Source organism: Geodermatophilus sp. SYSU D00742, assembly GCF_054049935.1.
This window is the reverse complement of record NZ_JBJGYJ010000044.1, coordinates 21,817-28,874: the sequence shown is the minus strand read 5'-3', so window position 1 is coordinate 28,874 and position 7,058 is coordinate 21,817. Positions and strand designations below refer to the sequence as shown.

Annotated in this window: 9 protein-coding genes; all 9 read left to right on the top strand. The window is 72.0% G+C overall.

Annotated elements, in window-relative coordinates; all coding sequences use genetic code 11:
- A partial coding sequence (locus ACI78V_RS21100) for a flagellar hook protein FlgE (RefSeq protein ID WP_456854324.1) occupies positions 1–1,309 on the top strand: 1,309 nt, incomplete at its 5' end.
- A gap of 267 nt (positions 1,310–1,576) precedes the next feature.
- On the top strand, positions 1,577–1,861 hold the full coding sequence (locus tag ACI78V_RS21095) for a flagellar FlbD family protein (RefSeq protein ID WP_456854322.1): 285 nt from the start codon (positions 1,577–1,579) through the stop codon (positions 1,859–1,861).
- A 3-nt stretch (positions 1,862–1,864) separates the two neighbouring features.
- On the top strand, positions 1,865–2,635 hold the full coding sequence (locus ACI78V_RS21090; RefSeq protein WP_456854321.1) for a flagellar motor protein: 771 nt from the start codon (positions 1,865–1,867) through the stop codon (positions 2,633–2,635).
- Entirely contained in the window at positions 2,632–3,534 is a 903-nt protein-coding gene (locus ACI78V_RS21085; RefSeq protein WP_456854319.1) for an OmpA/MotB family protein, read from the top strand. The genes ACI78V_RS21090 and ACI78V_RS21085 overlap by 4 nt, the downstream gene beginning before the upstream one ends.
- Positions 3,527–4,000 (top strand): flagellar basal body-associated FliL family protein, encoded by a 474-nt coding sequence (locus ACI78V_RS21080; RefSeq protein WP_456854317.1) that lies wholly within the window; start codon positions 3,527–3,529, stop codon positions 3,998–4,000. The genes ACI78V_RS21085 and ACI78V_RS21080 overlap by 8 nt, the downstream gene beginning before the upstream one ends.
- 117 nt (positions 4,001–4,117) lie before the next feature.
- The gene (locus tag ACI78V_RS21075; RefSeq protein ID WP_456854315.1) at positions 4,118–5,089 is read left to right on the top strand and encodes a flagellar motor switch protein FliM; all 972 of its coding nucleotides are present in this window, start codon (positions 4,118–4,120) and stop codon (positions 5,087–5,089) included.
- Positions 5,086–5,832 carry a flagellar motor switch protein FliN gene (fliN, locus tag ACI78V_RS21070; protein ID WP_456854313.1) on the top strand — a complete coding sequence of 249 codons (747 nt, stop codon included), beginning with the start codon at positions 5,086–5,088 and terminating at the stop codon, positions 5,830–5,832. The genes ACI78V_RS21075 and fliN overlap by 4 nt, the downstream gene beginning before the upstream one ends.
- Positions 5,833–5,837: 5 nt before the next feature.
- Positions 5,838–6,221 (top strand): FliO/MopB family protein, encoded by a 384-nt coding sequence (locus ACI78V_RS21065; protein WP_456854326.1) that lies wholly within the window; start codon positions 5,838–5,840, stop codon positions 6,219–6,221.
- Positions 6,221–7,057: a flagellar type III secretion system pore protein FliP gene (gene fliP, locus ACI78V_RS21060; protein ID WP_456854311.1), complete on the top strand. Its 837-nt coding sequence runs from the start codon at positions 6,221–6,223 to the stop codon at positions 7,055–7,057. The genes ACI78V_RS21065 and fliP overlap by 1 nt, the downstream gene beginning before the upstream one ends.
- Position 7,058 lies beyond the last annotated feature (1 nt).

Here is a 7,058-nt window from a genome sequence, read left to right as displayed (position 1 = left end):
TCCCGTCGGCCAGGTCGGCGACTCCCCCGGCGCCATCGACCGGCGCACCGCCCCCACCGAGGAGCACCTCCCCATGCTGCGTTCCATGTTCTCCGCGATCTCCGGCCTCCGCGCCCACCAGACGAAGCTGGACGTGACCGGCAACAACATCGCCAACGTCAACACCGTGGGCTTCAAGAGCAGCCAGACGGTGTTCGAGGACACCCTGTCCCAGGTGCTGAGCAACGGCAGCGCCCCGGCCGACGGCCGCGGCGGCACCAACCCCGCCCAGGTGGGCCTGGGCGTGAAGGTCGCCGGCATCACCACCAACTTCGGCCAGGGCTCGACCCAGAACACCGGGCGGGCCACCGACTTCATGATCAGCGGCGACGGGTTCTTCGTGACCAAGGCCGGCAACGAGCAGACCTACACCCGCGCGGGGTCGTTCAACTTCGACGGCAGCGGCAAGCTGGTCACCCCCGAGGGCGCGGTGCTGCAGGGCTGGATGGCCCGCCCCGACGGCACCGTGGACACCAACGGTGCCATCGGCGACCTCTCCGTCCCCTACGGCCAGGTCATGCCGCCGAAGGCGACCGAGAACGGCGGCGTGCGCGGCAACCTCTCCAGCGCCGCGGCGGCCGGGGCGGGCGTGCAGTCGCAGATCACCATGTACGACGAGCTCGGCGCCGCCCACCAGATCACCCTGTCGTTCACCAAGGACGACTCGACGCCCCCGGTCGACCACCGGTGGTCCCTGGCCCTGACCGACGAGACCGGCGCCTCCCTCGGCACCGCCACGCTGGACTTCGACCCCGTCTCCGGCAAGCTGCCGAACGGTTCGTCGGTCTCCTTCACCCCCAGCGCGACCATGGTCGGCAGCTGGCCCGGGCCGGTGGCGATCGACCTGGACGGGCTGAGCCAGTTCGGCTCGGCCAGCTCCCTGGTGCCGACCGAGCAGGACGGCTACGCCCCGGGGACCCTCCAGTCGTTCGCGCTGAGCTCCGACGGCACCATCGTCGGCGTCTACTCCAACAGCCTGCGCCAGGGGATCGGCCAGCTGGCGATGGCCACGTTCGCCAACCCGGCCGGCCTGGAGAAGGCGGGGAACTCCTCGTTCCGGGTGGGCAACAACTCCGGCACCCCGGTCATCGGGGAGGCCGGGGCCGGTGGCGCCGGCACCCTCACCGCGGGCGCGCTGGAGATGTCCAACGTCGACCTGGCCGAGGAGTTCACCGGCCTCATCGTCGCCCAGCGCGGTTTCCAGGCCAACAGCCGCGTGATCACCAGCTCCGACGAGGTGCTCCAGGACCTGGTCAACCTCAAGCGCTGACGGAGGACCTCTCTGCCCCCACGCTCCGCAGGCTCAGCGCGGGGCCCTGCAGAGACGGCCGTTCCAGCACGTCACCCGACGGCCCGGTCCCCCTCGACGGGGGCCGGGCCGTCGCCCGTCCAGGGGCGTCCGCGCAGGTCACCCCGTGGGGTGAGGCGACCCGTTCGGCTCAAGGCGCACCGCCGCGAGGCCGATGACAACCACGGACCGGCACCGCCGCCGCGGTCGCCCCCAGTACCACTCCGATCGAGCCAGAGGACCCCACCCGTGATCCGTGTGACGCGCCTGAACGGAGAGCGGTTCGCGCTCAACCCCGACCTCGTCGAACGGGTCGAGGGCCACCCCGACACCGTCGTGTTCCTGGTGGACGGCACCAGGTACGTCGTGTCCGAGAGCGTGGACGAGGTGCTCGTCGAGATCCGCGAGTACCGCGCCAGCATCCTCGCCACGGCCTACGACATGGACCGCGGCACCTACCGCTCGCCGATCTCCCCGACCCCGGAGGACGCCTCGGGTTCCGTCGTCCGCTTCCCGGCCCGCGAGGAGCGCTGACCCATGGATCCGGCCACCCTGATCGGGTTCGTCGTCTCGCTCGTCGCCCTCCTGGTCTTCATGGTCCTCGAGGGCGCCGACCCCACCTCGCTGCTGTTCCTCCCGGCCATCGTGCTCGTCATCGTCGCCACCTTCGGCGCGGCGATGTCCAGCCAGACGATGGCCGACCTCAAGAAGATGCCCGTCTGGTTCAAGATGGGCCTGATGCCGGCCAAGGTCCCGCCGGCCACCGAGCAGATCCAGACCCTGGTCAGCCTCGCCGAGAAGGCCCGCAAGGAGGGCCTGCTCGCGCTCGAGGCCCAGGTCAAGCAGATCGAGGACCCGTTCCTCAAGCGCGGCCTGCAGATGGGCATCGACGGCACCGACCCGGAGCAGCTGCGCGACGTCCTCGAGGGCGAGATCGCCGCCAAGAAGGCCGAGGACAAGGTCGCCGCCAAGTTCATGAACGCGATGGGCGGCTACGCGCCGACCATCGGCATCATCGGCTGCATCGTCGGCCTCATGAACGTCATGGGGAACCTCAGCGACCCGTCCGCGCTGGGCCCGATGATCGCGTCGGCGTTCGTCGCCACGCTGTGGGGCGTCATGGCCGCGAACTTCTGGTTCCTGCCGATGGGCGCCAAGATCCTCCGGGTCAGCGAGCTGCAGGCCGCCCAGATGGAGCTGCTCGTCGAGGGCATCGCCGAGATCCAGGCCGGCACCAGCCCGCGCGCGGTCCGGCAGAAGCTCATCTCCCTCGTGCCGCCCAGTGAGGTCGCCAAGGAGGCCGCATGAGTTCCGGCGGCCGCCGCCGGGGCAGGAGGCACGAGGAGGAGGAGCACGAGAACCACGAGCGGTGGATGGTGTCCTACGCGGACATGATGACGCTGCTCCTCGTGCTGTTCATCGTCCTCTACGCCATGAGCCAGGTGGACAAGGAGAAGTTCGCCCAACTGGCCAGCGGCCTCTCCGACGCCTTCGGTACGCCGGTCTCGGTGGTCCCGGCCGCCACCCCGGACGGGTCGGTGCTCGACGGGCTCCCCGGCGCGGTGGACATCGCCTCGGCCATCCCGCCGGAGCCGACGGTCGAGCAGGCCGCGGTCGACGCCGCGGCGGCCCGGGCCGCCCTGGCCGAGGCGCAGCGGGTCGCCGCCGAGGCCCAGGCGCAGTACGACGAACTCGCGCAGGCCCGCGAGCAGATCGAGACCGCGCTGGAGGCAGCCGGCCACGCCGGTGCCGCCCGCTTCGAAATCGACGAGCGCGGCCTGGTGGTGCACATCGTCGCCGACGAGGTCCTCTTCGACGCCGAGGAGGCCGTGCTGCGTCCCGAGGGCCGGCAGATCCTCGACGCCGTCGCCCCCAGCCTGCGCGACCTGCCCAACGCCCTCGGGGTCGAGGGTCACGCCAACCACCTGCCGGTGACCACCGGCGGCCCGTGGCCGTCGAACTGGGAGCTGTCGGCCTACCGCGCGACGACCGTCGTCCGGCACCTCGCCGGCGACGGCGTCCCGCAGGACCGCATGGCGGCCAACGGCTACTCCGACACCCGTCCGCTGGTGCCGGTCACCGACCCGGACGCCATCACCGTCAACCGGCGGGTCGACCTCGTCGTCCTGTCCACCGCCTCCGCGGAGGCGAACGAACTGCTGCCCGGCCTGGACGCCGGCACTGCCCAGGAGGGAACCCATGGCTGAGCGGGACAAGAAGGACCAGACCCCCGAGGACGGCGAGGCCACGGGCGGCGGCAAGAAGAAGATCCTGATCGCCGGTCTGGTCGCGCTGGTCGCGCTCGCCGGTGCCGCGTACTTCTTCCTGTTCGCCGGCAGCGGGGAGGCTGAGGCCGCAGCCCCGGAACACGGCGGGTACACCGCGCTGGAGCCGATCGCGGTCAACCTCGCCGGAGGCGGCTACCTCAAGATCGGCATCACCCTGGAGTACACCGCGGCCGCCGCCAGTGGTGGCCACGGCAGCGGTGGCGTCGACGGCTCCAAGGCCCTCGACCTGGTCATCTCCACCTACTCGCAGGCCCAGCTGTCCGACGTCACCGCGGCCCGGGAGGCGCTCAAGGAGGCCCTCGAGCAGAAGATCGTCGACGCCTACACCGAGGACGGCGTCCCGATGGTCATGCACGTCTACCTCACCGAGTACGTCACGCAGTAGCTCCCGCGGGAGCCCCACGGGCGCTCCCCCGCACCACCCGTCACACCCGTCCGCCCTGACCGCCAGCGCCCCGCGCCGCCGGTCAGGGCGGCGTCGTCCCCAGCCGATGAGGGGGGCGTGACCCGCCCCGAGAACGGACCCGCACGGGGCCTGCTGTCAGCAGCGTCATCGGGTCCCGCCCGCGCCGGCCGGCGCGGAGAGCCCCGGACCTACGACTTCCGCCGGCCCACGAAGCTCTCCCGCGAGCACGTCCGCGTCCTGCAGATCGCCCAGGAGTCCTTCGCCCGTCAGGCGACGACCGTGCTGACCTCCATGCTGCGCGCCGGTGCGCGGATGGAGCTCCTCGGCATCGAGCAGCACTCCTACGACGACTACGTGGCCTCGCTGCCCAACCCCTCGTTCGTCGCGACGTTCACGCTCGAGCCGCTCGCCGGCAAGGGCCTGCTGGCCTACCCGCTGAACATCGCGATGGCCACCGTCGACCACATGCTCGGCGGCTCCGGCACCTCCGACCAGCCGGACCGGCCGATGACGGTGATGGAGACGACCATCACCAACCACCTGCTCGACCGGCTGTTGCAGGAGTGGGTCGCCGCCTTCGCGCACATCGTGAGCCTGCAGCCGGAGCTCAGCGAGATCGAGTACAACCCGCAGCTCGCCCAGGCCGCGGCCGGCTCGGACACCGTCATGGTCGCCACGTTCACCATGGCGGTCGGCAACCGGGCCGGCGAGGCCACCCTCGTGCTGCCGTTCTCCTCGTTCGCCCCGGCGCTGAACAACGCGGCGTCCCCGCAGCTGTCCGAGTCGGCCCAGGCCAAGCGCCGTCGCGCCACCGAGGCGCTCACGGCGCGGCTGACCCAGGTGCCGGTCGAGGTCGGCGTGCGGTTCACCCCGCTCGAGGTCTCCTCCGAGGACCTGCTCTCCCTCGCCGTGGGCGACGTCCTCCTGCTGCGCCACCCGCAGGACGCGCCGCTGGAGGTCACCACCAACGACGTGACGTTCGCCTACGCGATCGCCAGCAACCACCGACGCCGGCTCGCCGCCGCCATCGTGCCCACCCTCCTCGCTGCCCAGAAGGACACCGCATGACCGCCTCCGTGGAGCACTCGCAGGCCTCCGAGACCGTGATCGCCGTCGTCGCCTCCGCCGCCCGCGCCGCGGCCGCGCACGTGCCGGCCACCGTCGAGCTCATCCCCGGCGCCCCGGTCAGCGACCCCGACGCCGTCCTGCTGCCGGCCGAGGCCGCCGGTGCGGTGATGGCCCGACTCTCCGGCGAGGTCAGCGGGGACGTCGTGCTCGTCGTCTCCGCCCCGATCGTCGACGCCCTGGCCAACTCCCCCGTCGGCCCGATGGACGTCGCCGTCGCGCTGCGCCCGGCCCTCGAGGCCGCCGCCGGCACGCTGGGCCGGGTGCGCGTGGACTCCGAGCGCACCGAGGACCCCGACACCGCGATGGACGGGCTGCGGGACAAGGGCATGTTCGTCGCCGTCCCGCTGCTGGCCGGCAACGGCACCGTCGAGGCGACCTTCGCCCTGCAGGTGACCCTCCCCCAGCCGCGCACCCAGCGCGGCAGCCTCGACCTGCTGCGGCACGTGGCCATGGAGGTCACCGTCGAGATCGGCCGCACCCGCATGACCGTCGGCGAGCTGCTCTCCCTCCACCCCGGGGAGGTCGTCGAGCTCGACCGCGCGGCCAGCGCCCCGGCCGACCTGCTGGTGAACGGCACCCTCATCGCCCGCGGCGAGGTCGTCGTCGTGGACGAGGACTTCGGCCTGCGGATCAGCGAGATCGTCACCGACGCCCACTCCGAGATCGGCGAGGCCGCGCCGTGACCTGGATGATCATCCGGCTGGTGCTCTCGCTGGCCTTCGTCGGCGGCGTGCTGTGGTTCGCCGCCCGGCTGGCCAAGAAGCGCGGCCTGGGTCAGGGCAACGGGCTCATCGAGGTCGTCGCCCGCCAGCGCATGGGCCGGGCCAGCTCGGTCAACGTCGTCCGCATCGCCGGTCGTGTCCTCGTCGTGGGCGCGACCGAGGAGCAGATCACGCTGCTGGCCGAGGTCGACGGCGACACCGTCGAGGAGGCCATCGCCGAGCGCCAGGCGCTCGTGGCGGCCCGGCCGCTGCCGGCGTCGTCGACCGGCGCGCTGTCGGGCTCGGTGTTCGACCGCGGTGGGTGGACGACGCTGGTCCAGCAGCTGCGGGAGCGGACGGTCCGCCGCTGATGTCCTCCTCCCCCGTTCCCGCGCGGGGCGCCCCCTTCGCCCGGCGGGCGGGCCTGGTCCTGCTGCTGGCGGCGCTGGTCGGCGTCGTGCTGGCGCTGCTCGCCGACCCCGCATCCGCCGCCCCCACCCCGCCCACCGCCCCGACCGCCCCCACGGCCCCGGTGGCGCCCGCCGTCGACGGCGGCGTGGACATCTCCGTCGGCGGCGGCAGCCCGAGCAGCACGGTCACGCTCATCCTCGCGCTCACCGTGCTGGCGGTCGCGCCGTCGGCGCTCCTGCTGGTCACCTCGTTCACCAAGATCATCGTGGTGCTGTCGCTGACCCGCAACGCGCTGGGCATGCAGCAGTCGCCGCCGAACCAGGTGCTCACCGGGCTGGCACTGTTCCTGACGCTGTTCGTGATGGGCCCGGTCTTCGGCGACATCAACGACGTCGCGGTGCAGCCCTACCTCAACGGGCAGATGACGGTCACCCAGGCCTACGACGTCGGCGTCGTCCCGCTCAAGGAGTTCCTGCTCGAGAACACCCGCGAGGACGAGCTGGGGCTCATGGTCGGGCTCTCCGGTGAGGAGGCCCCGGCCGACCGCGAGGCCGTCAGCATGACCACGCTGGTGCCGGCGTTCGTCCTGTCCGAGCTCAAGAGCGCCTTCATCATCGGGCTGGTCGTCTTCATCCCGTTCCTGGTGCTCGACATGCTGGTCAGCGCGGTGCTCATGTCGATGGGCATGATGATGGTGCCGCCGGTGATCGTGTCGCTGCCGTTCAAGCTGCTGCTGTTCGTGGTGGTCGACGGCTGGGCGCTGGTCACCACGGCGCTGGTCGGGAGCTACGGATGAG